This window comes from Ensifer sp. D2-11, assembly GCF_054161295.1.
In genome coordinates, this window is the sequence record NZ_CP096435.1 from 158,381 (window position 1) to 185,238 (window position 26,858).

The 26,858-nt window shown below is 62.0% G+C and carries 23 protein-coding genes and 6 pseudogenes; 14 read left to right on the forward strand and 15 right to left on the reverse strand.

Translation table 11 applies throughout. The features are described 5' to 3' along the window. Positions 1 to 80 precede the first annotated feature (80 nt). From M1D34_RS26355 to M1D34_RS26375, 5 genes are all read right to left on the reverse strand, one after another. Positions 81 to 2,174, reverse strand: coding sequence for an oxidoreductase (locus tag M1D34_RS26355; RefSeq protein ID WP_498785500.1), 2,094 nt, complete (start codon positions 2,172 to 2,174; stop codon positions 81 to 83). Between the two features lie 268 nt (positions 2,175 to 2,442). Then, entirely contained in the window at positions 2,443 to 3,288 is an 846-nt protein-coding gene (locus M1D34_RS26360) for an alpha/beta hydrolase (protein ID WP_498785502.1), read from the reverse strand. Positions 3,289 to 3,303: 15 nt separating this feature from the next. Continuing rightward, complete coding sequence (locus M1D34_RS26365) at positions 3,304 to 4,767, reverse strand: NAD-dependent succinate-semialdehyde dehydrogenase (RefSeq protein ID WP_498785504.1); 1,464 nt, start codon at positions 4,765 to 4,767, stop codon at positions 3,304 to 3,306. A 16-nt stretch (positions 4,768 to 4,783) separates the two neighbouring features. Beyond that, a complete protein-coding gene (locus tag M1D34_RS26370) occupies positions 4,784 to 5,983 on the reverse strand; it encodes an iron-containing alcohol dehydrogenase (RefSeq protein ID WP_498785506.1) in 1,200 nt (399 codons plus the stop codon). Between the two features lie 21 nt (positions 5,984 to 6,004). Next, positions 6,005 to 7,015 carry an Ldh family oxidoreductase gene (locus M1D34_RS26375; protein WP_498785508.1) on the reverse strand — a complete coding sequence of 337 codons (1,011 nt, stop codon included), beginning with the start codon at positions 7,013 to 7,015 and terminating at the stop codon, positions 6,005 to 6,007. 94 nt (positions 7,016 to 7,109) lie between these two features. Between M1D34_RS26375 and M1D34_RS26380 the strand changes: the two genes are divergently transcribed. From M1D34_RS26380 to M1D34_RS26400, 5 genes are all read left to right on the forward strand, one after another. Next, on the forward strand, positions 7,110 to 7,802 hold the full coding sequence (locus M1D34_RS26380) for a GntR family transcriptional regulator (RefSeq protein ID WP_498785510.1): 693 nt from the start codon (positions 7,110 to 7,112) through the stop codon (positions 7,800 to 7,802). Beyond that, the gene (locus tag M1D34_RS26385) at positions 7,799 to 9,391 is read left to right on the forward strand and encodes a sugar ABC transporter ATP-binding protein (protein ID WP_498785512.1); all 1,593 of its coding nucleotides are present in this window, start codon (positions 7,799 to 7,801) and stop codon (positions 9,389 to 9,391) included. The genes M1D34_RS26380 and M1D34_RS26385 overlap by 4 nt, the downstream gene beginning before the upstream one ends. Beyond that, a complete protein-coding gene (locus M1D34_RS26390) occupies positions 9,357 to 10,352 on the forward strand; it encodes an ABC transporter permease (protein WP_498785514.1) in 996 nt (331 codons plus the stop codon). Before M1D34_RS26385 ends, M1D34_RS26390 begins: the two co-directional genes overlap by 35 nt. Before the next feature lie 29 nt (positions 10,353 to 10,381). Further along, a complete protein-coding gene (locus tag M1D34_RS26395) occupies positions 10,382 to 11,350 on the forward strand; it encodes a substrate-binding domain-containing protein (protein WP_498785516.1) in 969 nt (322 codons plus the stop codon). Positions 11,351 to 11,454: 104 nt separating this feature from the next. Then, entirely contained in the window at positions 11,455 to 12,042 is a 588-nt protein-coding gene (locus tag M1D34_RS26400) for a DJ-1/PfpI family protein (RefSeq protein ID WP_379937614.1), read from the forward strand. Between the two features lie 191 nt (positions 12,043 to 12,233). Here M1D34_RS26400 and M1D34_RS26405 read toward each other — a convergent pair. Next, a pseudogene (locus tag M1D34_RS26405) lies at positions 12,234 to 12,380 on the reverse strand (DUF2200 family protein); the annotation flags it as partial. 285 nt (positions 12,381 to 12,665) lie between these two features. Here M1D34_RS26405 and M1D34_RS26410 point away from each other — a divergent pair. Continuing rightward, positions 12,666 to 12,922, forward strand: a pseudogene (locus M1D34_RS26410) (Arm DNA-binding domain-containing protein); the annotation flags it as partial. Between the two features lie 124 nt (positions 12,923 to 13,046). On the opposite strand, the pseudogene M1D34_RS26415 reads toward M1D34_RS26410, so the two are convergent. Then, positions 13,047 to 14,181, reverse strand: a pseudogene (locus M1D34_RS26415) (DUF932 domain-containing protein). 337 nt (positions 14,182 to 14,518) lie between these two features. On the opposite strand from M1D34_RS26415, the gene M1D34_RS26420 reads away from it, so the two are divergent. Then, positions 14,519 to 14,896 (forward strand): helix-turn-helix domain-containing protein, encoded by a 378-nt coding sequence (locus M1D34_RS26420; RefSeq protein WP_048648545.1) that lies wholly within the window; start codon positions 14,519 to 14,521, stop codon positions 14,894 to 14,896. Further along, positions 14,896 to 16,137 (forward strand): type II toxin-antitoxin system HipA family toxin, encoded by a 1,242-nt coding sequence (locus M1D34_RS26425; RefSeq protein ID WP_498785519.1) that lies wholly within the window; start codon positions 14,896 to 14,898, stop codon positions 16,135 to 16,137. The genes M1D34_RS26420 and M1D34_RS26425 overlap by 1 nt, the downstream gene beginning before the upstream one ends. Positions 16,138 to 16,158: 21 nt before the next feature. On the opposite strand, the gene M1D34_RS26430 is transcribed toward M1D34_RS26425, so the two are convergent. Then, positions 16,159 to 16,677 (reverse strand): hypothetical protein, encoded by a 519-nt coding sequence (locus tag M1D34_RS26430; RefSeq protein WP_498785521.1) that lies wholly within the window; start codon positions 16,675 to 16,677, stop codon positions 16,159 to 16,161. Between the two features lie 52 nt (positions 16,678 to 16,729). On the opposite strand from M1D34_RS26430, the pseudogene M1D34_RS26435 reads away from it, so the two are divergent. After that, positions 16,730 to 17,109 (forward strand): annotated as a pseudogene (locus M1D34_RS26435) (aldehyde dehydrogenase family protein); the annotation flags it as partial. A gap of 61 nt (positions 17,110 to 17,170) precedes the next feature. Here the strand turns inward: M1D34_RS26435 and M1D34_RS26440 are convergent. From M1D34_RS26440 to M1D34_RS26450, 3 genes are all read right to left on the reverse strand, one after another. After that, positions 17,171 to 17,614, reverse strand: coding sequence for a hypothetical protein (locus M1D34_RS26440; protein ID WP_498785523.1), 444 nt, complete (start codon positions 17,612 to 17,614; stop codon positions 17,171 to 17,173). Between the two features lie 136 nt (positions 17,615 to 17,750). Beyond that, positions 17,751 to 17,918, reverse strand: coding sequence for a hypothetical protein (locus tag M1D34_RS26445; RefSeq protein ID WP_498785525.1), 168 nt, complete (start codon positions 17,916 to 17,918; stop codon positions 17,751 to 17,753). A 487-nt stretch (positions 17,919 to 18,405) separates the two neighbouring features. After that, positions 18,406 to 18,771 (reverse strand): winged helix-turn-helix transcriptional regulator, encoded by a 366-nt coding sequence (locus M1D34_RS26450; protein WP_114439825.1) that lies wholly within the window; start codon positions 18,769 to 18,771, stop codon positions 18,406 to 18,408. A gap of 108 nt (positions 18,772 to 18,879) precedes the next feature. Here M1D34_RS26450 and M1D34_RS26455 point away from each other — a divergent pair, with 108 nt between their 5' ends. Continuing rightward, positions 18,880 to 19,884 carry a zinc-dependent alcohol dehydrogenase family protein gene (locus tag M1D34_RS26455; RefSeq protein ID WP_498785527.1) on the forward strand — a complete coding sequence of 335 codons (1,005 nt, stop codon included), beginning with the start codon at positions 18,880 to 18,882 and terminating at the stop codon, positions 19,882 to 19,884. A gap of 304 nt (positions 19,885 to 20,188) precedes the next feature. On the opposite strand, the pseudogene M1D34_RS26460 reads toward M1D34_RS26455, so the two are convergent. Beyond that, a pseudogene (locus tag M1D34_RS26460) lies at positions 20,189 to 20,401 on the reverse strand (DUF2200 family protein); the annotation flags it as partial. A gap of 60 nt (positions 20,402 to 20,461) precedes the next feature. Then, positions 20,462 to 20,749, reverse strand: a complete 288-nt coding sequence (locus M1D34_RS26465) for an RES family NAD+ phosphorylase (protein ID WP_498785529.1) — start codon at positions 20,747 to 20,749, stop codon at positions 20,462 to 20,464. A gap of 218 nt (positions 20,750 to 20,967) precedes the next feature. On the opposite strand from M1D34_RS26465, the gene M1D34_RS26470 reads away from it, so the two are divergent. From M1D34_RS26470 to M1D34_RS26485, 4 genes are read left to right on the forward strand one after another with little or no spacing between them, the layout of a single operon-like run. Next, positions 20,968 to 21,834 carry an FAD binding domain-containing protein gene (locus M1D34_RS26470; RefSeq protein WP_498785531.1) on the forward strand — a complete coding sequence of 289 codons (867 nt, stop codon included), beginning with the start codon at positions 20,968 to 20,970 and terminating at the stop codon, positions 21,832 to 21,834. Continuing rightward, positions 21,831 to 22,310, forward strand: coding sequence for a (2Fe-2S)-binding protein (locus M1D34_RS26475; protein ID WP_498785533.1), 480 nt, complete (start codon positions 21,831 to 21,833; stop codon positions 22,308 to 22,310). The genes M1D34_RS26470 and M1D34_RS26475 overlap by 4 nt, the downstream gene beginning before the upstream one ends. Then, positions 22,310 to 24,559, forward strand: coding sequence for a xanthine dehydrogenase family protein molybdopterin-binding subunit (locus M1D34_RS26480; protein WP_498785535.1), 2,250 nt, complete (start codon positions 22,310 to 22,312; stop codon positions 24,557 to 24,559). Before M1D34_RS26475 ends, M1D34_RS26480 begins: the two co-directional genes overlap by 1 nt. Beyond that, positions 24,552 to 24,794 (forward strand): MoaD/ThiS family protein, encoded by a 243-nt coding sequence (locus M1D34_RS26485; protein WP_498785537.1) that lies wholly within the window; start codon positions 24,552 to 24,554, stop codon positions 24,792 to 24,794. The genes M1D34_RS26480 and M1D34_RS26485 overlap by 8 nt, the downstream gene beginning before the upstream one ends. 70 nt (positions 24,795 to 24,864) lie before the next feature. On the opposite strand, the pseudogene M1D34_RS26490 reads toward M1D34_RS26485, so the two are convergent. Together M1D34_RS26490 and M1D34_RS26495 are read right to left on the reverse strand one after the other, a co-directional pair. After that, positions 24,865 to 25,809: pseudogene (locus M1D34_RS26490) on the reverse strand (IS630 family transposase). 308 nt (positions 25,810 to 26,117) lie between these two features. Continuing rightward, a complete protein-coding gene (locus M1D34_RS26495; RefSeq protein ID WP_498785539.1) occupies positions 26,118 to 26,729 on the reverse strand; it encodes a class I SAM-dependent methyltransferase in 612 nt (203 codons plus the stop codon). Between the last annotated feature and the right edge of the window lie 129 nt (positions 26,730 to 26,858).

A 26,858-nucleotide genomic window follows, 5' to 3' on the forward strand; every position in this document is an offset into this window, starting at 1 on the left:
TGGGGCGAGGAGCCCGGCGGTTCGAACTTTTGAAATCCGGCATGGTTTCCGCCCTGCTCCTGATCGCCGCCAACACGATCCTACGCCGAGCGAAGACCATAAAGCCTTGCAATATCTTCCCGCATGAATGGGGCCCGATCTTTGTCGACCTGTTCCTGATAGGTCCGGGCATATTGATGGCCGGAATAGACGGCAGCGGCGATCAGGCCTGGCGCGAGGCAGTCGCCGAGGCGGGTCACGGTCTTGATGCCGGCGTCGGCCCACTCGTCTTCGCGTGCCTTGAGTTCCAGCCACAGCGTTTCGTCCGGCAGGCGGGCGGTGACCGGGACGAGGGTGGCGCAATCAACCGGGCGGGTCCTGCCGCTGTAGACGCAGGATAGTTCCAGCTGGTCTTTCGCACGACCGGCGAGAGCCATGGCCGTGACGATCTCGACGCCGAGATCGATGAGGCGCTTCTGGATACGTGCCTGCTCCAGCGTGTTCCTGCTCCACGGCGAGACCTGGGATTCCGGCGTTACGAAAGTAACCGTGCGTCCCCTCCTGGCGAGCAGTTCGGCGAGCACGCTGCCCATGTAGAAGCAATCGTCGTCGAAGACGATGACGGGACCGTCCGCCGGCACCGCCTCGGCGCCCTCGGAAAGAATGGCGTCGGGAGAGACGAGGATGCCTTCCGACAGAAAATCGAGCGGCATCCGGTGGGTGCGGCCAACGCCGTCGCTACGCCAGCTCGCTCCGGTCGCAATCGCGACATGGGGGATGCCGTATTGCAATATGTCGGCGGCCGAAAGCGGACTGTGCAGGTAAAGCTCGGCATTGACGCGGGTGCTGAGTTGGCCGATGCGCCAGTCGCGCACGCGGCCCCAGGTCGCAAGACCGGGTAAGCGACATTCGCGCGCAACGCGACCGCCCCATTCGCCGCCGCCTTCCGCCAGCATGACATCGACCCCGCGCTGGGCGAGCGCCCGTGCCGCTTCCAGACCCGCCGGTCCGCCGCCGATGATGAGGGCGGGTTCGGGAGTTTCGGACCTTGCGATGGTCTCCGGATGCCAGCCCTTGCGCCATTCCTCGCCAATCGTCGGGTTCTGCGTGCAGCGCATCGGTACGTTGGTATTGTCGCCGGAGGTGCAGATGTTGCAACCGATGCATTCGCGGATGTCATCGATGCGCCCTTCCTCGATCTTCTTCGGCAGGAAGGGATCGGCGATCGACGGGCGCGCGGCGCCGATGAAGTCCAAAATGCCCTGCTTGACAACCCGCACCATGCTGTCCGGCGACGTATAGCGGCCGACGCCGACCACCGGCTTGGTCGTGACGGATTTGACGAAGCGGATATAGGGCTCCTGGTATCCTTCCTCGGAGAAACGAGCCGACTGGCTATCGTTCGACCAGTCGGAGAGATTGACGTCCCATAGGTCCGGAAGTTCGCCGAGCGCCGAAATGATGTCTTTCCCTTCCCCCTCGCAGGTGATCCCGGACGGGCCCATCAGTTCGTCGACGGCAAGGCGCACCGCCAGCGCACAGGTGTCGCCGATCGCCTCGCGCACATCATCGAGAATCTCTCGGAACAGGCGGAGCCGGTTTTCAAAGGAGCCGCCATATTCATCGCTGCGGTCGTTATGGCGGCGGGACAGGAAGTGCTGCAGCACGCTCATGTCGTGGCCGGCATAGAGATAGACGATATCGAAGCCGGCCTTTTTGGCGCGCAGCGCGGCATTGCGATACCAGCGGCGCATGTCGGTGATGTCGGCCTTGTCCATTGCGCGCGCCTGGACAGGATCGAGGCTGTCGCTGACGGCGTGCGAGGGAGCGAGCGGGATCATTCGGCTGAAACGGTTGGCGACGTGCAGGCCGTTGTGCACGAGCTGGATGGCCGCGAGGCTGCCATGGGCGTGGATACGTTCCGTGACGGCGGAAAGGGCCGGCAGATCGCCGTCGTCCCAAAGACGAGCTTCGTTGGCTGGCGTCAGGTCCGATGTCGGGTGGATTTCCGCCTCCTGGGTGGAGACGACGGCCCAACCGCCTTCAGCCTTCATGCCGCGCAGATGGGCTTCCGCATTGGGATAGCGGTAGCCCATGCCGGAACAGTGGGGCACCTGATAGAAACGGTTGCGCGCCGTGACTGGGCCGATTTTGACGGGTTCGAATAGAATATCGAAGCGGGAGTCTCGGGACATTTCCTGCCATCCTGAAGGGAGCTGCGGTCCACCGCGCCGGAGCGCGGCGGTTGGGGTGGCCGCCAAAATATCGGTAACCTTCCGCCAGGCAAGAGATTTGTTATACGAGTGTATAATATTATGCTGCGGCGAAGTTTTTCGATCTGGTCCTCGGTTCGCATCCCTTCAATGCGACCGCGTCGCCAATCGCATCAGCGGCGAACTTCTTCGCGCTCGCCTTTGCCGCCGCGAGCATTTTCGCGCCTTTGCCCTAAAGCGCCTTCAGGGTTCACCGGGTTGGTCGGGCCACTAAATCGTGAAGCTGCCGGCCGAGTACGCCGTCGGTGTCGGCAAGGTCCAGGACGACGCTCATGTGGTTGAGATCAGGAACCGGGAGCAGTTCGGCACTTTCGTCCTGGGCACGCAGCAGCTCACATAGCCCGGCCGCCTGATTCTGGAATGGCGCCGTCTCGTCCGCGCCATAAGCGATGATGCGCTTCGGGCAGGGGAGCTGCGAGCTGGTGAGAGGCGACCATGCGGCCGCTTCGATCGCTGTCATCTCCGCTTCGTGTCGAAGGAAGCTGTCCGGTATCCCCGACAGGTCGTAGATTCCGCTTACGAGCAGCAACCCTTGAAGCGTCGGCAGGGAGGGCGGGTAGGCTTCCTCAGGCCCGGTCGCGGCGAGGAAGGAAGCAAGATGCGCGCCTGCCGAATGACCGCTGACGGTCAGCCGCGCAGGATCCGCGCCGAAATCCCTGGCGTGGGCCTGAAGCCAGAGCACCGACCGCCGAACCTGATCCACCAGCACGTCCAGGCGTTTTCGAGGCATCAGGTCGTATTCGACCAAGGCCGCAATGCCGCCCGCCGCAAGAACCGGTGCAGCGACGAAACGATAGTTGACCTTTTCGCCGGAGCGCCAATATCCGCCGTGAACGAACACATGCAGGGGCGCGCCGGCCTGTGGGCGCTCCGGCAAGATGACATCGACGACCTCCCGGGCGCCCGAGCCGTACGGTATATCTGCCCGCACATCGGCGCGCGCCGAAAGGGCCCGGCTGCGCTCGGCGAACTCTGCGGCGATGGTGTCGAGATCGGGCACGAAGTCGCGAATGCGGTAAAGGTCCTGTGCTGTCATCGTCTGCTCCGCCGATCAGTAATCAACTGCGTAATATTTCGGCTCCATGAATTCCAGAATGCCGGTCACGCCGCCTTCGCGGCCAAGGCCGCTCTGTTTAACGCCGCCGAAGGGAGCGGCGGGGTCTGACATCAGGCCCCGGTTGATGCCGAGCATGCCGGTTTCGATGCGCTTGCCGACCTTCATCGCACGTTTTAGATCGCGGCTGTAGATGTACGCGGCGAGGCCATACTCCGTATTGTTTGCGAGGCGGATCGCCTCGTCGTCGCTTTCGAACTTGTAGACAGGCGCGACCGGTCCGAAGATTTCCTCACGTGCAATCGACGCATTTACGGGGACGTTTTCGAGTACCGTCGGCGGATAGAAGTACCCGTTTTCCATTAGCGGTTTGCCGCCGGTCGTCGCGCGCGCACCCGCGGCGAGTGCGTCTGAGACGAGCCGGTCGATCTTGCGGACGGCGTTTTGCGTGATCATCGGTCCACATTGCGTCTCGGGATCGTAGCCGGGACCGATCTTCAGTGACACCATCCGCGCCGTGAGGCCGGCGACAAACGCATCATGGATGCCCGCCTGGACATAGAAACGATTGGCGGCAGTGCAGGCTTCTCCAGCGTTTCGCATCTTGGCGACCATCGCACCGTCGAGTGCCGCCTCGAGATCCGCGTCATCGAACACGATGAAGGGCGCATTGCCGCCGAGCTCCATCGAGCAACTGACGACCGACTTGGCGGCTTCGGCAAGAAGAACGCGGCCAACGGCGGTCGAGCCGGTGAATGAAAGCTTTCGAACGCGCGGATCGGCGAGCATCGCATTCGTTATTCCGCTCGGATTGCTTGTGGTCAGCACGTTGACGACTCCAGGCGGGACGCCCGCCTCTTCGCCGAGCCGGGCCATGGCGTAGGCCGTCAACGGCGTCTCCGAGGCGGGTTTCAGGATCACCGTGCAGCCGGCGGCAAGGGCAGGCCCGATCTTGCGCGTCGCCATAGCAGCCGGGAAATTCCACGGCGTGATCAGGACGGCAATGCCGATCGGCTCATGGTCAACGAGGATATTGTGCGAGCCGGAGGGCGTGTGCCGGAATTCGCCCGGAATGCGGGTCGCCTCTTCAGCGTACCAGCGGAAGAATTCGGCGGCATAAGCGACTTCGCCGCGTGCATCGGCCAGGGCCTTGCCGTTTTCCAGTGCGATGAGCGTTGCAAGCTCCTCGGCGTGCTGTGTCATCAGCTGGTACCAGCGTCGCAGGATTTCCGAGCGCTGGCGAGCTGGAGTGGCGCGCCACCCGGCGGCAGCGGCATCCGCGGCATCGACTGCGCGCTGTGCGTCCTCGATAGAGGCGTCGGCGACCTCGGCCAGGAGATTGCCGGTCGAAGGGTCGAGAACGGTTATTCCGCTGCCGCTTTGCCATTTGCCGTCAATGTAGAGGCCCCCGGCATGCAGGGCAGGATCGGCGTAGCCGGAAAACTTGGCATGGAACGTCATGGGGGGTCCTTTCGTCTCAGTTCAGGCGGGAGCGGTCGCCGCAATGGGCGGCGGCGACGAGGTTGCGCATCTCGTGCGGGTTCAGGGGGCGGGGATTGTTCTGAATGAGGCGTGCGATACCCGAGCTTTGTTCTGCCACCCAGTCGATCCGGTCTTCCTCAAGGCCGAGATCCCGCAGCGTGGCGGGAATGCCGATGCGTTCGAAGAGCGAAACGAGGGCAGGGATCACTTCGTCCGCTCCGCCGAGCCCGGCCGCACGCGCGATCTGCGCGAGTTCGTCGCGGATGAGCGGCGCATTCCAAGTCATGACATAGGGCATGAGACAGGCGACCCCGAGGCCATGCGCTGTATGGGTGAGCGCGCCGACAGGGTACTGGATGGCGTGGGCCGCGGCAGTGCCCGCCACCCCGAAAGCAAGACCCGCGAGCGTTGCGCCGAGCATCACCTTTTCGCGCGCGCCGGCGTCGGCGCCGTCCTTGCAGGCCCTCTCCAGCCCCTGCCACAGGAGGGTAATGGCGCTAAGGGCAAAGTGATCGGAGAGCTCGTTCTTACCGACAAAGACGCGCTGCTGCGCGATACCGGGGACGGGCTCGCGTCGGATCGCTGTGAAGGCTTCGATCGCATGCGTCAGGGCGTCCGCGCCGGCGATTGCAGTCAGGCCGGATGGGCAGGAGAGGGTGAGTTCGGGGTCGCAGATCGATACCGCCGGGATCAGGTGCGGACTTGAAATGCCGACTTTCAGGCTACGCTCGGCATCCGAAAGAACGGCGACCGGCGTCACCTCCGAGCCGGTGCCGGCGGTGGTGGGAATGGCGATCAATGGCATCACGGGGCCTGGCACGGTATGTTCGCCATAATAGTCCTGTGGCCGCCCGCCATGGGTAACGAGGAGGGCGACGCATTTCGCCATGTCGAGACAGGACCCGCCACCGATGCCGATGACGAGGTCAGGCGCAAAGCCCCTGGTCGCTGAGGCGCTCACGATGGCTGATTCCACGGGGACGTCCGGCAGGGTGGAACTGTCCACCATCACCTCAAGCCCTGCCTCCTCGAGTTGCCGCACCAGCGCAAGCAAGTCGGCATCCACTGCAAGGCGTGTGTCCGTGACGATCAGCGCGCGCTGGCCGAGCTTGGCGGCGATGCCGCCAAGGGCATGGCGCTGCCCGGCGCCGAAAAGCAGTTCGCGCGGCGCCCTTAGTGTGCCGAATAGGTTCATTCCGTATGTCCTCCGATGAATTCAGGCGACCTCGAGGGCCGTAAGCTGGTCGAAAAGCGGCTGCGGCAATTCGATGCCCGTCTTCGCTGCTGCAGCGCGGCGTGCTCGTGCCCCATCTCCCGGAATGGCGACCGGCTGCGTAGGGTCGAGCGGGCGGGATAGGCGCAGGTGGTCGAGATAGGCGGCAAGTTCCGGTGTGCTACCCGCGCCTGCCGATGGATCGATCAGCATGACAAGGTCGCCTTTATTGGCGGGATTAATGTCGTTGAGCGTTCCATGCACATCAGGCGCCAGATTTGATCCGGCAAGCGCCGCGACAAGAAGCTCGATCGCAAGGCCCAGACCGTATCCCTTGGCGTCGCCGAAGGGCGCGATCGCCCCTGCCTGTGCCGCGTCCGGATCGGTTGTCGCGCGACCGTCTCGGTCCACTGCCCAGCCCGGCGGGATCGCCAGACCCCGCATCGCATGATTGTTGATCTTGCCCATGGAAACGATGCTGGTTGCGAGATCCAGCACGAAAGGGTCGTCACCTGCAGGAATGCCGATCGCGATCGGATTGGTGCCGACCATGGCTTGCGTTCCGCCGAAGGGGTGCACGAGCGCTTCGCTGGTCGACATGACAATGCCGATCAGGCCGTCTCTTGCGCCGGCCTCCGCACAATAGGCAAGCATTCCCATGTGATTGGCGTTGCGGATCGCGGCAATGGCGAGCCCTGTCTCCTTGAGGGTGCGTTGCATGACGCGCATGGCGTTCATCATCACGACCGGGCGCAGGCCTTGTTCGCCATCGACGCTCAGAAACGAATCTCTTCGCCAGATTCCGTTTCCGCGCGTCGTGGGATTGGCGAGCCTTTTATCCAGACGGGACAGAAGCAACGGCAGGCGTTGTAGACCGTGGGAAGGCAATCCGCGCAGCTCGGCCTCCAAGAGGAAGAGGACGTCCGCGTGAAGACGAGCTGAGTCGGCAGGAACACCCCGCTTTTCGAGCAGAGCGACGGTCAAATTCCTCAGCCGATCGGGTGGGAGCCTCATACCCTAATCCTATATCAGATCATATACGATATTGTATTTGACATGCGATATGTTATTTGCAACAAAACGTCGTATGTCAATAAGCAGTCGGAGAATGGCAGTGGCAATTGCAGCGGAGCGGGCAAGCAGGGGGGCCGGTATTCGCCCGACGAGTGTGGTCGAAGGCGTCTATGACAGTATCTATCACCGGCTGATGTCGCTCGATATTGCGCCTGGTGCACGCATTCCGATCGATGTCCTCGCTCGCGAACTCGGCGTATCCCAGACGCCGATCCGTGAGGCCCTGAGTCGCCTGGAACGCGAGGGCCTCGTTCGCAAAGAGCATCTGATCGGCTATAGTGCAGCCCCGCAATGGACGCGCAAGCAGTTCGAAGACCTCTATGCTTTTCGCCTGCTGATCGAACCCGAAGCTGCCCGGCTTGCCGCCGTCAACATGACTACGGAGGCGCTCCAGCAGCTCGAGAATTCCGCGGCCGACATGGGCCACGGCGAGGCGCCGGTCGATCGTAACACACGCTACTCCCGCTTTGCCCGCGCCGATGCCCAGTTCCATGACGCGATCCTGAAAATCGCTGGAAACGACGTGATCCGTAACACTCTGTCGAACCAGCATGTCCATTTGCACATCTTCCGGCTGATGTTCCACATCCGGGTGACGCAGGAGGCGCTCGAAGAGCATGAGAGCCTGCTGGCTGCCTTCCGGGCGCGCGATCCGCAGGCCGCATACGATGCCATGCGCGTCCACATCGAGCGCTCGCGCGACCGCTTGCTTTCGGCCTTCGAATGAACGCGGTCCTGCCTTCCAATGCGGTCACGCGGCCGCCAAACCCTGCCGCTGCCGTGCTCGGGGCAGAAGGTCTTGGCAAGGCCTACGGTCCGATCACCGTCCTGTCGGACGTCACGCTTGAGGTTCAAGCTGGAGAGGTTCACGCCATTATCGGTGAGAACGGCGCCGGAAAATCGACGCTGGTGAAGCTCCTTTCCGGCCACGCCGCCCCAACGGCCGGCCACCTGCTTTTGGAGGGGAAGTCGGTCGAGTTCCAAAATGCGGTGGAGGCGGAGAATGCCGGCATCGTACTCGTGCACCAGGAAATCCTGCTCGCTGCGGACCTCACCGTGGCGGAAAACCTGTACTTGGGTCGCGAGGTCGGCCGCGGTCTGCTGGTCAATGACAAGGCGATGAACCGTCGTGCCGCCGAACTCCTCGCGCGGGTCGGTTCAGCGGCCCGGCCGCGCGACCGTGTGGCTGAGCTACCGCTCGCCCAGCGCCAGCTCGTGCAGATCGCGCGCGCCCTTTTGGACGAGCGAAAGGTCATCATATTCGACGAGCCGACCGCGGTTCTCGCAAACGACGAAGTGGCGGCGCTGCTCGACATCGTTCGCAGCTTGCGCGATCAAGGGGTTGCGGTGCTCTACATCTCCCATCGTCTCGACGAGGTTCAGGCGCTTGCCGACCGCATCACCGTGCTTCGTGACGGCCGCATGATCGGGACCTGGCCGGCGGCAGGCCTCGGCCAGCGTGAAATGGCGGAACTGATGGTCGGGCGAGAGCTGGACATGCTCTATCCGCATAAGCGGCCTGCCACGACCGCTGCTCCGATCCTATCGGTCACCAACCTTGCCGTCGACAACAGCTCGCAGACCGTCTCCTTTAGCGTCAGCCCCGGCGAAGTGCTGGGTATCGGCGGCATGATCGGGGCGGGTCGTACCGAACTGATCGAGGGCCTGATGGGCCTTCGTCCTTCAGAGGCTGAAAGGATCGTCCTCAATGGCCGGGACATCGGGAGCCGCTCCGTCCGTACCTTGATGGACGCCGGCCTGGTTTACCTCACCGAGGACCGCAAGGGCAAAGGCCTGCTCCTGGAGGAGAAGCTCGGTCCTAACCTCACCCTGCAGGCGCTGGATACGATCAATCCGGGTGTCTTTCTGGACAAGCGGGGAGAGCTTTCCCGCCTTCGAAAGGCGGTGGCCGATTACGACATCCGCGTGCGCTCGCTGCGCCTTGAAGCCAGCCAGCTTTCGGGTGGGAACCAGCAGAAGCTGCTTCTTGCCAAGGTCATGATGGCCGACCCGTCGGTGATCATCATCGACGAGCCGACGCGCGGGATCGATATCGGCAACAAGAGCCAGATCTATGACTTCATCGACGGGATGGTGCGCGCCGGCAAGGCCTGCATCGTCATCTCGTCGGAAATGCCGGAACTCGTGGGTCTTTCCGACCGCGTGCTGGTGATGCGTGCCGGGAGGATCGTCGCTGAGCTGAGCGGCAATGAAATCAATGAGGAAAATGTCGTCTACGCCGCCACGACCGGTGGGCGGGCGGACGTCGGGGAGGAGAAACATGACCGCAGCGACAGCAACACTCACACCCATTGACGAAGGAGCGCGCATCCGCTGGGCCGATCTGGCGCCCTTCATCGCCCTTGCGGTGATCGTGCTGTTCGGGGCGCTGGTGAACTCCAATTTCGTGTCGTCGGCCAATCTGATCAACGTCATTACGCGGAGCGCCTTCATCGCGATCATCGCCATCGGTGCGACCTTCGTTATCTCGTCCGGCGGGCTCGATCTGTCCGTGGGTTCGATGATGGCCTTCGTCACCGGTATCATGATCATGGCGATGAACCATCTCGCCCCGGCATTTGGAACCTGGGCGATCCCGATGGGAGCGGGCGTCGCGCTGCTGGTCGGAGCGCTGTGCGGCCTCTTCAACGGGCTTATTGTGACCGTCGGGCGAATAGAGCCCTTCATCGTTACGCTGGGCACGATGGGCATTTTCCGCGCCTTCATCACCTTCGTGACCGATGGCGGCTCGCTGCCCATCGATCGCAGTCTCCGGGAAGCCTATCGGCCGGTCTATTTCGGCAGCGTCTTCGGTATTCCCTATCCGGTGCTCATCACCTTCGTCGTCGTCATGGCCGGCGCCTTCCTGCTCGACAAGACCAAGTATGGCCGCCGCTTGAAGTCGGCGGGATCCAATGTCGAGGTCGCGCGCTTTTCAGGCGTCAACGTCGCCGGCGTGCGCACCGGCGCCTACGTGATCCAGGGCTTCTGCGTCGCCGTCGCTGCGATCTGCTATGTGCCCCGCCTCGGCGCGGCGACGCCAACAACCGGGCAGCTCTGGGAGCTGCAGGTTATCACCGCGGTCGTGATCGGCGGCACGCTGCTGCGCGGCGGGCGCGGACGCATCGGCGGCACGGTGGCCGGCGCCCTCATCCTCGAGGTGATCGCCAACGTCATGGTTCTGTCGGACATGGTCTCGGAATACCTCGTCGCCGCCGTCCAGGGAGCGATCATCATCATCGCCATGCTGGCGCACCGCTTTACTGCCAACCGCTGAAAACAGCACCGACTTCGAAGGAGGAGAAAATGAAGTCTATTATCCGCAAGGCTGGACTCTTGTTATCGACGGCAACCCTGGTCCTCGCTCTGCCACTGGGCAGCGCTCAGGCCCAGGAGAAGAACGTGACTGTCGCCGTCTCGATTCCGGCCGCAACGCATGGATGGACGGGAGGAGTCGTCTACCATGCAGAGCAGGCTGAAAAAGAGGTCGAGGCCTCGTTTCCGAATGTAGACGTCGTGCTGTCGACCGCGTCATCAGCGACCGCGCAGGTCTCCGCGCTTGAAGACCTGTCGGCGACCCGGAAGCTCGACGCGCTGGTCATTCTGCCGTTTACGTCGGAGGAACTGACAGGACCGGTCGAGCAGATCAAGGCAAAGGGCACCTTCATTTCCGTGGTCGACCGTGGCCTCACCGACCCGACGATCCAGGACCTTTATGTCGCCGGCGACAACATCGCCGTGGGTGCCAATACGGCGCGCTGGCTTTCCGATAAACTTGGCGGGGAGGGCGAGATCGTCGTCTTGCGCGGCATCCCGACCGTAATCGACGACGAACGCATCAAAGGCTTCTCGGACGTCATCAACAAGACGAACATCAAGATCCTCGACATCCAGTACGCCAACTGGAACCAGGACGAAGCCTTCAAGCTCATGCAGGACTATCTTGCAAAGTACCCGAAGATCGACGCCGTCTGGGCCAACGACGACGACATGTTGCTCGGCGTCATCGAGGCCGTCGACCGTGCGGGCCGCAAGGACATCAAATATGCGCTCGGCGGCAACGGCATGAAGCAAGTCATCGAAATGGTGAAGGAAGGCAACGAGCGCACACCGGTCTCGACTCCCTATCCGCCGTCGATGATCAAGTCGGCCATTTATATGACAGCGGCACAATTCGCTGGTCAGGCGCCCATGCGCGGTTCCTTCCTGCTCGGTGCACCGCTTATCACTCCGCAGAACGCCGACCAGTTCTATTTCCCCGACTCCCCGTTCTGAGTGTCGCCCGGGCTGGCCGAGCATCAAACACGAGAGCGGGGTGAGGTAGAGTGTTCCACCCGCATCCCGGGTCTCGACTTATCCAAGGCAACAGGAGATATGAAATGAGCGGCAAGAAGATCCTCATGCTGACCGGCGAATTCACCGAAGAGTATGAAATCTACGTTTTCCAGAAGGGCATGGAGGCCGTCGGCCACACGGTGCACGTCGTCTGTCCAGACAAAAAGGCGGGCGACCGTATCAAGACCTCGTTGCACGACTTCGAGGGCGACCAGACCTACACGGAGAAGCTCGGCCACTACGCCGACATCAACAAGACGTTTTCCGAAGTGCGGGTCGAGGAATATGACGCTGTCTATGCAGCCGGCGGCCGGGGTCCGGAATACATCCGCACAGACAAACGCGTGCAGGACATGGTCCGTCATTTTCATGAGACCGGCAAGCCGATCTTCACGATCTGCCATGGAGTGCAGATCCTCATGGCTGTGCCTGGCGTGCTGAAAGGCCGCAAGGTCGCCGGCCTTGGCGCCTGCGAACCAGAGGTGACGGCTGTCGGCGGCATCTATATCGACGTGGAGCCCACCGGGGCCTATGTCGACGGCAACATGGTCTCGGCGAAGGGGTGGACCGGCCTCGCGGCTTTCATGCGCGAGTGCCTGAACGTGCTCGGCACGAAGATCACCCACACATAATGGACTTAAGGTGAGGCAGCAGCGACCCTCGGGTGATAGGCCCGAGGGAGTCTTATGCAGCCAAATCCAATCGAAGGATGTGCTGTGCTGTTCCAACAGCAGCCGATCAGCTCACTTCCAGTTCAGGCCATGAGCGGACATTCGGCGGCTCGTGCACCAAGCCTCGCGCGACCTTCAGCAAGCCCGGCTGGCTACTTTCGCAGGATTTTCTCCATCGCTTTCCCCTTCGCGAGTTCATCGATCAGTTTGTCCAGGTAGCGGATTTCCCGCATCGTCGTATCCTGGATTTCTTCCACGCGAACGCCGCAGATCACTCCTGTAATCAATGATCGGGAGGGAATGATTCAGGCCCATCCGAACGCCGCCGATTTTGCGCTGTGATACGACCTAACACACTGTAAACAAAAACAAATTACTCATCTATCGGTGGGCATAGATCGCGTTCGGCGGCCTCGCTGACGGGCCTTGCCCCCATTGATCAACCGGAAAAACGAAAGTACCGTCAGGAGCAATGAGGCTCATGACGGTACTTTTTTCGATATAAGATGCTGAAGTATAAGCGTTTTCTATGCCATCGGCCTCCAAAAACCGCGTGACGGTACTTTTCCGCGAGGAGACCCGAAATGTTGACCGATGCAGCACTTAAGTGTCTGAAACAAAAAGCCAAAATGCACAAGGTATCTGATCGTGACGGCATGTATGTGCGCGTCGCACCGTCGGGCGCCATCGCGTTCAGGCTCGACTATCGGCTGAACGGCAGGCGGGAAACCGTCTATCTCGGTAGGTATGCCCGTGAGGGATATCGCTCGCCAGGGCTCGAGAGCTATGCATTGATGCGCGCCGGGCGATTGCCGAGGGGCGGTCCCCCGCCATCGAGAATTAGCGGGAAAAGCGCCGGATCGCCCTCTTCCTCTAGAGGGGCAGCGCCACGATTCGGCGATATGTAGACACGGAGAGGCGCAAAGCCGGAGACACGGAAATCCGCATCTCCGGCTTTGCGGAAATCAGACGGCCCGATCGAGCAGCTTCTTCGCCTTGCCCTCCATGTCGAGGCGGGCATCCTGATGCGGCCTGTCACGTGCGACGGCGGTGATGCCCTGGACGAAATCGAAGATGCTTTCGGGCGGGCGGCCTTCCTCGGCCAGCACCGTGTCGATGATCTTACCGGTCTCGGCCTTGGAGAAACCGCGCCGGCGCAAAAAATCGGTGCGATCCTCGTCATTCCTTGCCACGATCCATTCGCGGGCGACCTTGATGCCGTTGACGAAGGGCATGGGCGGGATTCGCGAAGTTCAGCAGCGCCGGCGCCGCCTCATGCGCGAAGCGGTTGGCGGCATATTTGGAGTGGCGAATGGTGATTTCCTCGAAATCCTCAACGCCCCACAAATTCCTGATTTGGCAGACCGCGCGTAGATAGAAGCTGGCCATGCCGAGTGTCTTCGCGCCGACTTCCGAGTTCCAGCAGTAGAAGCCCCGGAAGAACAGGTCGGGCGATCCATCCGGCAGGCGGCCGGCCTCGATGGGGTTCAGATCGTCGACGAGAAACAGGAAGACGTCGCGATCCGAGGCGTAGAGCGTCGTCGTGTCCCTGGTGATATCGATGCGGGGATTGTAGATGCCGGTCGACCAGTCGAGCACACCCGGCACCTTCCAACGGGTGTCGCCAGTGCCGTTGCCAGCGATGCGCTGTACCGCCTCGACCAGCTCGTGATCGAAGATGCGGCCGTAATCTGGCCCGGTGACGGCGCGCAGCCCGACACGGCCGCCGTCGGTCTCGAGGGTCTTGATCTGCTCCGCCCGGTTGGAGCTCAGGCCATATTGCAGATTGATGCCAGCAAGCGCGGCGGGAAGCTGGCGCAGATAGGCGGCGGGTGCGCCGACCAGGCTGGCGAGCTGACCGAAAGACCAATGCGTCGGCGCGACGGGTGCGTCGGCGCCGGGGAGCATGAGCCGCTCCGGATCGTTGCGATTGGCCTCGACATGGATCAGCGCGCTTTCCACCACGCGGGTCCGGCTGCGATCGGCGCGGTCGCGGACCGACTGGGCCAGCTCCGACAGGGAAAGGTAACGCTCGTCGGGCGGACGCGAGAACCAGTCGGACGAGACGCGGCCGATCCGCTCGCCACGGCTGACATCCACCTTGTAACCGCCACTCGTGTTACGGCTCGCATCGAGAACCTGTGTTCATGGGACCAATCTCCACGACGGGTGCGGGAGCCTCTCTCCCAGCCTCTTCCCGTCACGGAATCCGGTCCGCTCTCTCACTCTGGGGGCGTTGCGGGGATCTCCCCGCTCGAAGGGGTCGGCCGAGACCCAAGGCTCGGACGCAGGGGAAGGCCTTCCCCGCCTCTGCCCGCAGATATCGAACCGAAACGCTCACGCTGCTGGGGGCACTGGCTGGAAATCTTGACTAAAGATACAATTAGTCATATATGAAATACTAATTGCGACATTTCATCAAATATGGATGATTGATATGGGTTCTCCCAAGGCGAAACCTGCACTGGAACGGCTGGGCCAGGATATCCGCAACGCGCGTCTGCGGCGTGGCATCGCCGTGGCGGATCTCGCCGTGCGTGCGGGAACCTCGCCAAGTTCCATCGCCCGCCTTGAACGAGGTGATCCGGGCGTTGCCATCGGAACGCTTGCCGACGTTCTCGTTGTGCTCGGCCTTCTGGAGCGGCTCGCTGACCTGGTCGATATCCGCAAGGACGATCTGGGGCTGGCGCTGGCAGCGGAGCACGGACCGCGCAGGGGCCGCTCCTTCGCGGCAAGGCTGAAAAAGCAGAAGGCTCAGACGGAGGAGACGCAGGATCGGCAGGACGTTGTGGACCCTGACGGGGCCTCCTTCTGATGGCCGATTTCGTCGCCCATGTCGCGCTTGGCGAAAGCCGAACATCGGTGGGCCAATTGCGATTCACCCATGCCGGGCCGCGGCAATTCTCGACCTTCGCCTATGGCGCCGAATGGATCGAAAATCCGCGTGCCTTCGCCATACAGCCCGATTTCCCTCTTGAGGCCGGCCCATTTCACACCTCGGGGCAGCCCGGCAACATGCGCGACGCTTTGGCGGGCGTTTTCGCGGATGCGGCTCCGGACAGTTGGGGACGCAGGCTGCTCGAACGTGCCTATGGCAATGGTCTCAACGAATTCGAGTATCTGACGCTTTCCGACGATACCTGCCGGCAAGGCGCGTTGCGCTTTCTGGATGACAAGGGCGAGGTCATTCGCGGCAAGGCAGCGGACGCCGTTCCGCGTCTGGTCGATCTCGAAACCATCACGGCCATCGCGCGGGCCTATGAGCAAGGCAAGGAAATCTCGCCCGAGGAAATGCAGGCGCTGGCCGGCGCCGGCGGCTCCGGCGGCGCTCGCCCCAAAGCGAATGTCAGGGACGGCGATACACTGTGGCTGGCGAAGTTCACCTCGGTCCACGATCAACAACCGATCGAGCGCGTCGAGGTCGCAACCCTCCGCCTGGCGGCAGCCTGCGGTATCCGCACGCCCGAGACACGGTTGGAGTTGGCCGACACGCCGTTCCCGGTCGCGCTGATCCAGCGGTTCGACCGGCGTGGGGCCGCACGAATTCCCTACATCTCCGCGCGCACCGCGCTCGGCAAGACGGGGGTGGAGCTGGGCTCCTATACGGAGATCGTCGATTTCATGCGGGCTTATTCCCCCGATCCTTCCGACGATTTCCGGGAACTCTACCGGCGTCTGATCTTCACGATCCTCGTGTCCAACAAGGACGATCACCTGAAGAACCACGGTTTCCTCTATGTGGGGGCGGGTCAGTGGCGCTTGTCGCCGGTATTCGACGTGAACCCGGCACCGGATCGCAACCCGCATCTCGAGACGGCGATCCTCGAGGGCGGGGCACATGATCGGTCGATCAATCTTGCCCTGGAAGCCTGCGCGTTTTTCGAGATTCCCGTGGCCGAGGCACGGGAGATCATCCGAACAACGGCGCAGCGTGTTTCGGACGGATGGCGGGAAGCCTTCAGACAGGTTGGCGTTTCTGGCGCGCTGGCGCGCGACTATGAGGCTGCTTTCGTCGGCGCTGAGATGGAAACGGCGCACTCTTTGAGTCATATCTGACTGATAAGTTCCGATTATTCGTCAAATATGAGCAGATTCGAGGGTCGATCCGCTCATGAACTCTGCTGCGTTGACGACGCGAATGCTCCGGCCATTGAAATCGTAGCCGTCGGCGCTTTGCACAGCACCAGCCTGACGGAGCAACAAGTGAAAGAAACCGAGCGCTTCCGGATTGGCCGGACGCAGGAGCGTCGCAGGCTCCGCGGACGAGACGCCTTCGGCATCTCGTCGTAGGCCATATAGTACCTCGCTATCGAAATCGCCGATTTCGAGCCACGCGGGGTCGCATTGAACTCCGGTAGCCTGCTCGAAGGCGGCCCGTCCAGCATTCAAGACCTGGCGGAGGTAGTTGGATGAGAATGCCCGTCGCAACTCATCAAGGGCCGCGGCGCCGGACTCCTGGACATGTTCAAACGTCACGTTCTGCGCCTGCGCGATCTGCCAGAGCTGCGGCGCCTTTTGTTCGAGGGCGTTTGTTGGCGACAGGTCGATCACGGTGACGGACAGCGGCTGCACATCGATCAAAGCTTCACCGATCACCGCATTGAGGTACTCCCAATCCGACCAGAAACCGACGACGAGGACATCCGGGTCCGCCATCGAAGCCGCGAGCCGCGCCTTTCGAAGCACGGCCTGGGCACATGATGCCGAACTGCGAGCCAAAGTGCTCGACCAGATGGCTTTGGCGATCGAGCGGAACCGCGATCTACTGATAGACATCCTCTCGCTCGAGAATGGAAAGGTTCGGGGCGAAGCCGCACTTGAGGCTGACGGCGCCCCGAGCAAGCTGCGCTACTGGGCGGCGATGGCGCGAACCGAAGCGGGTCGCGCCATGCAACCACGACCGGGGAGCCTTTCAATCGTCCTGCGACAGCCGATGGGCGTAGCGGGGGTCATTGTTCCTGGAACTCTCCGATCATTCTGGCGGCCAGATCGTTTGCGCCGGCACTCGCCGCAGGATGCACGGTCGTCACGTGGGCGGTCGCCGCCTATCGCTGATCTGGTCCTGCCCTTGAAACGGCGACAATGACGATCAGGATTGCGCGAGGTTCCGGCGGGACGGGTCCGGGGCCGCCGCCATTCCTGAGACCCGCGCGAAGGCGGTGATGCCGACCGCGATCCCACCGATGACGGAGAAGTTGATCTGCCATCCCTCGGAAGGCATGAGATGCTTCACAATGCCATGTGTGGCATGGAATTCAGCCATCGCCGCCGGCGCGACAAAGGCGGCGGCTACGATCAGCTTCAGCCACATCGGGCGGATGAAGCTGATCAGCACGTGGCCAATAGCAAGTGTGAAGGCGGCTGCGGCAGCGCCGACCAAGATGGCGCCAGGGATGCCGGCCACCGTACCGTGGGCCCAGTCCCTTGCGGTCACGCCGACGAACGCCGGCAGCGCGAAGACCGCTAGCGTGAACAGCAGCCAGCAAAGCACGCCGATGGCTGAGAGGGATGCGAGTATTGCGAGGATGATCATGGTGGTGTCCTCCGTGAGAAAAGTCTGACGGTCGCGCCTCCACCACCACGGCGCGCTCGAACTGTAGCGGAAAATCGACTGCGCCGGGAGCGGAAATCGCGTGCGACTTCCGCGCGGCGACGCCGGTTCGTCCCGGTTATGGGGCGAAGGGATCGATCTTATGGACGATCGCGGCCGTGTCGCCGTCGTACTCGCTGGCGGCGGTCACCGAGAGGGTGCCGTCGCCGACCTGGAAGATGATGATGGCGGCCGTCAGGGTGGTGGCGAGACTGAAGGCGAAGGCGTGCGCGTCGTTGAGGGACATCGATCCGGCTCCTGTTTGAGCGAAGGTCCATCCCCCGCTGACAGGCGCCCGAAGTGTCGGACTGAACGCTGCAATCACCGCGCAGGCGCAGCCGCAGCGGCGGCATGCTGGCATAGCCGACCCTTTACGGGTTGATGGCGTCAGGCGATCAGTCCGACCAAGGGTCAGCGCAGCGGGGGGTGGTGCTCCGAGATCGGAGCTTGATCAGGGATGCTGAACCATTCGACATGGCAGCTTGCGCCCCGCTTCCCGGCCGCTCGGTAAACTAGGGCGGCATTCCGATACCGGCCGTTTCGGCAATCACATCAGTCCGGTTTCTCCATGTTTTTCCACGGGCCGTTTCGAGAATGCACAATCGGGAACAGGTTTCGGGAAAGCAGACCGGCCGGACGCATCGGGAAGACCCATCCTGCGTGGGCTATCCCGTTGAACCTTCCTTTATGGGAAGGACCCGTGCCATCGCACGGACTTGAAGCTTGGCAAGGAGTTACGAGGCCGCCGTCTCAGATTGCTGGAACAGGTCCATATTGGCTTCTCCCCAAGCTGAAAGGGATAGAAGAATCGGTATGAATGTCCGGCCTCGATCAGATAGGCTGTATTCGACCTTGGGTGGCACCTGCGCGTAGACGACGCGATTGATCAGTCCGTCTGCTTCCAATTCGCGCAACTGGTTGGTTAACGTCCTTTGTGTGACCCCGGACATCAGACGCATCAACTCGTTAAAACGGACAGTACCTCTTTCCTGAAGGTACCAAAGCGCAACGCACTTCCACTTTCCATCGATCAGACTGATTGCCGCCTCTACCGCGCAACCGGGATTGCTATCCAGACTGGTGTGGCGCCGCTTGACCATGGCAGTATCCTTCTGTGCACCAAGGGTAAATTTTGTGCGTATTACAGCAACGACATATACATACTATATCGCTCTTACCATCACTTGGATTTGAGAAAAGGTAAGAGCATGACCCACACCATGAAGGCGATCGTCCTCAGCAAATTCGGTGGCTTCGACGCTTTCGAGATGCGCGATGTTGCCGTACCGGTCGTCGGACCTCGGCAGGTCCGGGTGCGCGTTCACGCCACCGCCATTAATCCCCTGGACTATCAGATCCGACGTGGCGACTACGCCGACTACGTGCCGCTCCCCGCCATCATCGGTCACGACGTTTCCGGCGCCGTGGAAGAAAAGGGCGCGGATGTAAGCGAGTTCGACATAGGAGACGAGGTTTACTACACGCCCAAAATCTTCGGCGGCCCCGGCTCATATGCGGAGCAGCACGTTGCAGATGTCGATCTGGTCGCCCGCAAGCCGCACAACATCAACCACTTGGAGGCCGCCAGCCTGGCGCTGGTTGGGGGGACGGTCTGGGAAGCTTTGGTGACCCGCGCCCAGCTTGCCGTTCACGAAACCATTCTGATCCATGGTGGTGCCGGCGGTGTGGGTACAATAGCGATCCAACTGGCCAAGGCGATGGGTGCGCGGGTCATCACGACGGCGCGCCCTAGCAACCATGAGTTCGTGCGTTCGCTCGGAGCGGACGAGGTAATCGACCACACCTCCGACGACTACGTCTCAGCCGTGGCGGAACTTACGCGGGGGCAAGGGGTGAACGTTGTATTCGACACCATCGGCGGCGACACCCTGACGAGAAGCGCGCTCGCCCTCGCAGATGCCGGACGGCTGGTCAGCATCGTCGACATCGCGCAGCCGCAGAACCTGATCGAGGCTTGGGGAAAGAACGCCGCCTACCATTTCGTTTTCACCCGGCAGAACCGAGGCAAGCTCGACGCACTGACAAACCTTGTCGAACGTGGCCTGATCAAGCCGGTGATCGGCGCGGTGCTTCCTCTGGCTCGCATCGGCGAAGCGCACGAACTGCTCGAAGGCGGGGGCTACCGTGGACTTCGAGGTAAGGTGGCGATCGATCTTGTGGGCCAGACTGTCGAGCTCCCCACGCCGCGATAGATACATCGATAAGTCAGCGGTATTTTCCGAAAATACAATCGTTTTCAGTACGGCAGCTATCACACCGTGCCGCCGGGGAGCCAGCTGTCCGCTCCCACCAGTCGAGGCTGACGTGATGCCAGCTCTGGATCGGCTCCCGCGACCCGAAAGATGCCAATAGGTGGTGGAATCACGAAAAAAAGTTCGTCGGGATTTTCCTTTTAAAAACAAGATCGTAGGATTTTGACGGCATGGAGGTCGGCGTTCACTGCCGGAAAACTCAAAAAACCCGGCTAGATCAACGATCTAGCCGGGCAGAAAACAATCGAGTGGAATTCATCCGAGGTGCCTGCGCAAAGAAGTTCTGGAAGTCGGTGTTCTTCGCCAGCTGATCGTCCAGGGCCTGTTGGCCATACCCCGTCTGCCAACGGGTGATTTCATCGACCTCTGCCTTCGTGCGTCCTTTCTTCTCCGCCTTGGCGACATAGTAGGGATAGACGGTCGCGACACTGACCGAAAAGATGCGATGCTTTTCCATGCGTCCTCCTGAGTCTTCCGCGGGACAGCGATCGATAACCGATATGCCTCTTGCTTATCCTTAGTTCAATGCCTTGAGATTTCCGGTTTCCCCGGGATCCCTGCCATTCAAGCCGTCATGTCCCACCGGGCTGTCTTCTTCCTTGCAAAGCCACTTTGCTACGGCCTGCCCTAAATTATATGCGACTGCCGGGTCAGCGCCGAGACAGGGATCTGCCGCATACTCCTCGTTTCGTCCATCGTGGAACAGCCCAACGAAGTCAGCGATCAATTCCGCGCGGTCCGTGACGTTTTCGAACCTATTGATTGCTTCAAGTTCCCTGGACAAACGAAAAGAAACCTCGGCCAAGCCCGTCTCGGCCTGAAAGGCGCAATACCATGCTCCTCGTCCTCACCGCCGAAGATATCCAGTGAATGGGCTTCCTCTAAAAAATGATCGACGAGCCCATGACCGGTTTTCTCCTTGCTCGCGATAGCCCGATTTCTTATCTTCGCCGCAACTCGAGGAGGCTAACTCTCGACAACATTCGGGAGTGATCCTCGTTTGTGCGCCGTGGGAGGATTCTTGTGCGGTATCATGTAGTGCAATCGTTCGAAGACGCGGCAAAGATTTCGGCGGCAGCCCAAGGGATCGCGCGGTTTCTGGCTGGCGGGACCGATGTGATCGTTCAAATGCGGACCGGGATGGCAACGCCGGACGATCTGATCGACATCAAGCAAATTCCCGGTGTGAGGGACATCATACGCATGGAGAACGGCGGGTGGCGCATCGGCGTCGCTGTCTCGGGCGCTGCGCTCGGTGCGCATCGGCAGTTGCGGGGCGATTGGCCTGGCGTAGTCGAGGGAATGTGCCTCGTGGGCTCGACCCAGGTCCAAGGCCGCGCAACGATCACTGGAAACCTCTGCAATGGCTCGCCGGCAGCCGATAGCGTGCCTGGGTTCATCGCTGCCGGAGCGAGCGTAACGATCACCGGGCCGCATGGAAATCGAGAGGTCCCGGTGGAGAGCATTCCCGCTGGTCCCGGGCGAACGACGCTGGCGAAGGGCGAACTGATTTCCGCCATTCACCTTCCGCCGCGCGGAGCATCTGCTGCCGACGCATACCTGCGCTTCATCCCACGGACCGAGATGGATATCGCGGTCGTTGGCTGCGCGATCAGTCTTCGCCTCGAGGGAGAGCAGATTGCCGCCGCCCGAGTGGCACTTGGCGCCGTAGCGCCGACCGTCGTCTTGGTGGAAGAAGCGGCTGCCGCAATCGTTGGAACGAGGCTCGACCCGGACGCTCTCGCACGGCTGGCGTCGGCGGCATCCGCCGCTTGCAGGCCGATTTCCGATAAGCGAGGCACGGCGGAGTTCCGCACCGACGTCGCGGGCGTTTTGGCCCGCCGGGTTGCGGCGATCGCCTATGAGCGTGCGAAAGGTAAGCAGCAATGAGCAAGATCCATGTCACGACGTCAGTCAACGGCGAGGCGGCGGAATTCCTCGCGGACCCGCGCGAGACGTTGCTGGACTGTCTTCGAAATCACCTGGGGCTGACCGGCTCCAAAGAAGGCTGCGGGACGGGCGATTGCGGCGCCTGTTCGGTCACCCTTGACGGGACGCTCGTGTCGTCCTGTCTCGTGCTCGGTGTGGAAGCCGAGGGACGTCATATCGACACGATAGAAGGCATGGCGAGCGGCAACGATCTCCACCCGCTGCAGCGGAAATTCATCGAGCACGCCGCGCTTCAGTGCGGTTTTTGCACGCCGGGCTTCCTTGTCGCTTCCAAGGCGCTTCTCGAGCGCAATCCGGACCCTTCCGAAGAGGAACTGCGCTTCTGGCTGGCCGGGAACCTCTGTCGATGCACAGGTTATGACAAAATCGTGCGTGCCGTGCTGGATGCCGCGGCCGAGATGAGGAAGGCCGCGTGATGCTGAACGAAGACCTGAAGAGCGAATATCGAATCGTCGGAACTCGGCCTGACCGCCCTGATGGCTTGGACAAGGTTACGGGGCGCGCACGGTATGGCGCGGACTTCTCCTTGCCGGGCATGCTTTGGAGCGCAATCGTGCGCTCGCCTCACGCGCATGCCCGAATCAAGAGTATCGATGCATCCCAGGCTCTGGCGCTCGAGGGCGTGAAGGCTGTCGTAACCCGCGCGGACCTGCCGACCGGGTTGACCGACGAAGACTGGAACCTTCAGGAAAACACGCTGGCGGGCGACGTTGCTTTGTATGACGGCCATGCGGTCGCCGCCGTCGCTGCGACCTCGGCGCTGCTGGCGCAAGATGCCGCTCGGTTGATCCATGTGGAGTATGAGCCGCTACCGCATGTCATCGATGTCGATGATGCGATCAAGCCGGATGCCCCTGCGATCCGGGCGGGCTCGGCCGACCACACCGTCCCAGAGGGCATGCCGCCGAACGTGGTTCGCTATATGGAATTTGGCCATGGTGACGTCGAGGCGGGTTTCGCGGCCGCCGACCTCGTGCTGGAGCGGAGTTACCGGACCGAAGCGACCCATCAGGGATATATCGAGCCGCATGCCTGCGTCGGACAGATGGGCGCGGACGGCCGGGGCGAGATGTGGGTCTGCACCCAAGGCCAATGGTTCATCCGGCGCATGTGCGCGGCGGTTCTGGGCGTTGAGGCTTCGAAACTGAGGGTCACGCCGTCGGAAATCGGCGGGGGCTTCGGTGGCAAGACCACGATTTTCATGGAGCCGCTTGCGCTTGCCTTGTCGCGCAAGGCTGGCGGGCGGCCGGTGAAGGTCGTCATGACCCGATCGGAAGTCTTGCGTGCCACCGGACCGACCGCGTCTTCGTCGATGGACGTCAAGATCGGCATGAAGCGTGATGGCACGATCACCGCGGGACGGGCTGAATTCCGGATGCAGGGCGGGGCGTTCCCGGGGGCTCCGGTGGATATGGCGCTCTACTGCTGTTTTGCTCCGTACAAGATGTCCGCCGTCCAGCATCTGGGGTACGACGTGCTCGCCAATCGGCCAAAGTCCGCGGCCTATCGTGCACCGGGGGCTCCGATGGGAGCCTTCGCGGCCGAGAGCCTGATTGATGAGCTGTGTCACAATCTTGGCCTTGATCCGCTTGAGGTGAGGTTGAAGAACGCCGTACGTGAAGGCGACAAGTCGAGTTATGGTCCGGTGTTCGCCAATATCGGCCTCATAGAGACTCTCGAAGCGACAAAGGCTCACCCGAACCTGGCGATTCCGCTTGGCGCCAATCAGGGACGTGGCGTTGCCACGGGGTACTGGTTCAACCACAACGGCGAAACGTCCGTGTCGATGGCGATCTCCGAGGACGGGACGGCGCAGGTGTCGGTGGGGACACCCGATATCGGCGGTAGCCGGGCTTCCATCGGGATGATGGTGGCCGAGACTCTGGGTATCGCTTATGACGATGTCCGCGTGAATGTCGTGGAGACAGGCGCGCTTGGTGAGAACGAGCCGACCCATGGCAGCCGAGCCACGTTTGCCAGCGGCAAGGCGGCGGTGGAGGCAAGTCGTGCTGCAATCAATGAAATGTGCCGACGGGCCGCAGCCGAATGGGGAATTGACGCGGAGGCTGTCGAATGGCGCGATGGCGCGGCTCGTCCGGCCGGGGAGAACGCCGGCAAATTCCCGCCCATGACAATCAAGGAAATCGCGAAGAAGATGGGTTCGACGGGCGGACCGATTTCGGGGCATCATGAGTCCGTCCCGGCGGGTGTCGGGGCCAGCTTCGGCACGCATGTGGTCGATGTCGAGGTGGATCCTGAAACCGGCAAGACCGAGATCCTTCGCTATCTCGTGGTCCAGGACGCCGGCCGCGCGATCCATCCGTCCTATGTGGAAGGGCAGTATCAGGGCGGTGCGGCGCAAGGCATCGGATGGGCTCTCAACGAAGAGTACATCTACGGTCCAGACGGCCGCCTCCAGAACACCGGTTTGCTGGATTACCGTATGCCTGTTGCCTCCGATCTCCCGAAGATCGACACGGTCATCGTAGAAGTCCCGAACCCGGGGCACCCCTTTGGTGTTCGTGGTGTCGGTGAAACCGGAATCACGCCGCCGCTGCCGGCTATTGCCAATGCGATTGCAGCGGCCACCGGCGCGCGGCTCTACAGCTTGCCGATGAACCCTCCGAAGGTATTGGCGGCGCTCAAGGCGGCCCGCCATGCCTAAGGTCAACCTGTGGTCCGGGCTGCGCCGCCTTGCCGACGGCAACGAAGTTGTCGAGGTGGAGGCGGGCAACGTCGGAGAAATGCTCGATGCGCTCGTCAGGGCGCATCCGGGGCTGGCGCCGGCGGTCAAAGCCGGAACCTCCGTCATGATAGATGGCCAGCTCAGCGTTAGCCGTTTCACGCCCGTCGCGCCGGACAGCGAAATTCATCTTCTTCAGCAACTAAAGGGCGGATAGGCGGACCATTGAGGGTTCAAGATTTAGGTCGGTCCGACCTAAAATAATCGTGATCTAGAGCACGTCCACTTTAAACCGGGTCATATCCCGCTGCTGCGAAGTAGTTCGCACACTCTTGCGGCTCGAAGAGTTTGACGATGTCGCCAACGGTGTTCCACAGGGCGTCGACGGAGCGTTCGGCCCGTGCCCGCAGAAGCGCCTTGAGCTTTGAGAAGGCGTTTTCGATCGGGTTGAAGTCGGGGCTGTAGGGCGGGAGATAGAGCAGCGTGCAGCCGGCGGTTTCTATGGCCTGTCGGATGCCATCTGCCTTGTTGGGCCGGCAGGTTGTCCATGACGACGATGTCGCCGGGCGTGAGGGTCGGCACGAGAACCTGCTCGACATAGGGCTGGAAAGCCACTCCATTCATCGCCCCGTCAAGGACCATCGGCGCGGTCATGCCGGAGAGCCTGAGCGCCCCGGTGAACGTCGTAGTTTTCCAATGACCGTGCGGAACGCCCGATCGGCAACGCTCTCCGCGCGGCGCGCGACCGCGAAGCCGGGACATCTTCGTGGAAAGACCCGTCTCGTCTATGAAGACGAGGCGGGCTGGATCGAGATCAAGCTGGGCATCGAACCAGTCCTGACGCCGCTTCAGGAGGTCTGGCCGCTCCTGCTCCAATGCATGTGCGGTCTTTTTTTGAATGTGAAGCCGCGCTTGCGTAGCCAGACGTCGAGGGTGCTGCGGCCGATAGAGACGGATCGGTCCTCTTCCAGACGCAAAACCATCTCGTTCAGCGTGATGTCCTTCGACGCCTCGATCATGCCGATGATGAAAGCCTCATGATCGTCGAGACGGGAACCTCCAGGTCGACCCTGCTTGGCAGCGCTCACCTGACCCTGCCGGGCGCTCGCGATCCAGGCAATCGCCGTCGAAATCCCGATCCCGAACCGCGCTGCAGCCGACCGCGCGGACATCCCACCAGCCGACGCAGCCAGAACCCGGTGGCGAAGATCATCACTCAATGCTCGGGCCATGTTCCCTCCGACAAATCAAAGACAGGAGGAGGGAATCACAGAACGCTCTGAAAAGGAATCCTCACGCCGATTCCGCTTTCATCGGACGCGCTCTAGCGCTGGATGTAGCTTGGTGTACATACACTGAGGGTTGATCGGCTGAGTCAAAGGGGCTCCCCCTTGGCGGTCGGGAATTCCGTGCTGTCCTGATTGGGAGCTTTGTGACACCGAGACGACGTATCAGAAGTTCAGGCCGATCCACGCTTGTAGGTTCATGGCCGCGTTGATCACGGTAACGACTACTTCGTGGGTGACCCCGGCGGCGCGCATCACTCCGGACGGGCGCTGCCTTCGTACATGAACGTCATCGGTTTCGGTCCCTGCATGTATCCGGTCTCGACCCGCTCGATCCGGAACCCGCCGCATTCGATCATTGACCGGATCGGACGATTGAGGTGACAGCCGCCGCTGATCCGCCGCCAGACAGGCGTGAGAGTATCCTGCCACCAGCGTACTCCCCGGTCGGGCGCAAGGCCGTGTTCAACAAACAGCAGTTTTCCGCCAGGTCTGAGTACGCGACGCATTTCCGTCAGCGCCGCGGCGGCGTCCGGAATCGTGCATAGCGTCCAGGTCGTCACGACGGTGTCGACGCTCCTATCGTCGAGCGGTATGGCCTCGGCAGACGCGTCGATGAAGCTGACGGGCAAGTCGGGACGCCGGGCTTCGCGGACCATCGCCACAAGACCCGCGGACGGCTCGAGCGCCAGAACTTCACCTACCGAAGGGCCGTAAAACGGGAGGTTCAAGCCAGAGCCGACGCCGATTTCCAGAACTCGCCCCTCCGCAGCGCCGATTACGCGCTCGCGGTAGGGGCGCAGACGTTCGTTGCGCATCGAGAGATCGCATAGCTTCGGCAAGATCACGTCCCGATAGATGCCCATGGTTCTTCTCCCGCTAGGACTCTCCCTCAGATCGTGGTTAGTGGCAAACCGCTCCGGGATAGGCGGAACGCATCGTTCCCTGCCGAATGCGCCGGTACGCCCCTCTCGACGACCCGCACGTTCATCGGC